The sequence below is a fragment of the Mesorhizobium sp. M7A.F.Ca.CA.001.10.2.1 genome (assembly GCF_003998575.1).
GTDB lineage: Bacteria > Pseudomonadota > Alphaproteobacteria > Rhizobiales > Rhizobiaceae > Mesorhizobium.
In genome coordinates this window covers 1-1,564 of record NZ_RZQY01000978.1, presented here as the reverse complement: position 1 = coordinate 1,564, position 1,564 = coordinate 1, and the positions used below count along the sequence as shown (strand labels likewise).

The following is a 1,564-nucleotide window of genomic DNA, read 5'->3' as shown; positions in this document are numbered from 1 at the left end:
CTTCATGGCCGAGCGGCGCGAGCGCGATGCGCTGTCCGGGTTTCGCAAAATGCTGTCGATCCGCATGGCTTCGGCCGAGCAGGCTATCGAAGGCCTGTCGGGCGGCAACCAGCAGAAGGTGATCCTGGCGCGCTGGCTGGCGCGCGATCCGAAAGTGCTGATCGTCGACGAGCCGACGCGCGGCGTCGATGTCGGCGCCAAGACCGAGGTGCACCAGATCCTGGTGCAGCTTGCGGCGCGCGGCATTGCGGTGATGATGATTTCGTCCGAGCTGCCCGAGGTGCTTGCAGTGTCGGACCGCATCGTCACCATGCGCCGGGGCCGCATCACCGGCCAGATGCCGGGCGTCGAGGCAAACGAGGAAAGACTGATGGAACTGATGGCACTCGACCGCAAGGAGACACTATGAGCGTGGCGGGGGAACAGGATCAGCGCGGCGGCATCAACTTCGCGCGGCTTTTGATGAGCTTCGGGCCGCTGCTGTTCCTGGTGGCGCTGATCATCGTCTTCACCGTGCTGAAGCCGAGCTTCATGGACCCGATCAACCTGTTCAACATCACAAGGCAGATCTCGATCACCGGGCTGATCGCGCTCGGCATGACCTTCGTCATCCTCACCGCCGGCATCGACCTGTCGGTCGGTTCGCTGCTCGCCTTCTGCGGTATGGTCGCCGCCGTGGTCGCCAAGGGTGGCTCCGCCAACACGCTGTCGCTGTCGACGAGCGGCACGCAAGGATTCGGCTGGTTCGCAGCACTCTTGGCCGCCGTCGTTGTGGGCGCTGCTGCCGGCGGGGTGCAAGGGCTTGTCATCACCCGGCTGAAAGTGCCGCCCTTCGTCGTTACGCTGGGCGGGCTGACGGTGTTTCGCGGGCTGACGCTGACCATCTCAAACGGCGGCCCGATCTCGGGCTTCGACGCCTCGATGCGCTGGTTCGGCACCGGGCTGATCGGCCCCGTGCCGGTGCCGGCGCTGATCTTCGCCGCGGCCGCCATCCTGTGCCATATCGTGCTGCGCTACACGCGCTACGGGCGCGCTGTCTACGCCGTCGGCGGCAATGCCGAGGCGGCAAGGCTGTCGGGCCTGCGCGTCGACCGTATTCTGGTCTCGGTTTATGTCATCGTCGGCTTCTTCGCCGGCCTCGCGGCCTTCGTGCTGTCGGCGCGGCTGAATTCCTCGGAAGCGGTCGCCGGTATCGGCTACGAGCTGACGGTCATTTCGGCCGTCGTCATCGGCGGCACCTCGCTGTTCGGCGGCATCGGCTCGGTCGGCGGTACGGTGGTCGGCGCGGCGCTCATCGGCGTGCTGCAGAACGGGCTGCAGTTCAACAACGTCTCGTCCTATACGCAAAGCATCGTCATCGGGCTCATCCTGATCCTGGCGGTGGCGTTCGACCGGTGGCTGAAATCGCGGGTGAGAAGGTGAGGGGGACGGTTGTCCCTTCTCCCACAAGGGGAGAAGGGGAGCCCCCTTTCTTGCAAAACAGCCGTCCTTTGCTAGAAAGGTTTTGGCGGGTGGCATCGTGAGAGAACCTCATGTTTGCCGATATTATCAGACCGATCACCCT

Annotated in this window: 2 protein-coding genes; both read left to right on the top strand. The window is 64.8% G+C overall.

Going from position 1 to position 1,564, the window contains the following annotated elements; genetic code table 11:
• A partial coding sequence (locus EN964_RS34145) for an ATP-binding cassette domain-containing protein (protein WP_164776354.1) occupies positions 1-409 on the top strand: 409 nt, incomplete at its 5' end.
• On the top strand, positions 406-1,422 hold the full coding sequence (locus tag EN964_RS34140) for an ABC transporter permease (RefSeq protein ID WP_027035281.1): 1,017 nt from the start codon (positions 406-408) through the stop codon (positions 1,420-1,422). The genes EN964_RS34145 and EN964_RS34140, both read left to right, overlap by 4 nt.
• Positions 1,423-1,564 lie beyond the last annotated feature (142 nt).

Bases quoted from the DNA above. Each gene is read 5' to 3' on its own strand.
- EN964_RS34140 (WP_027035281.1), top strand. From the start codon at position 406: ATGAGCGTGGCGGGGGAACAGGATCAGCGCGGCGGCATCAACTTCGCG.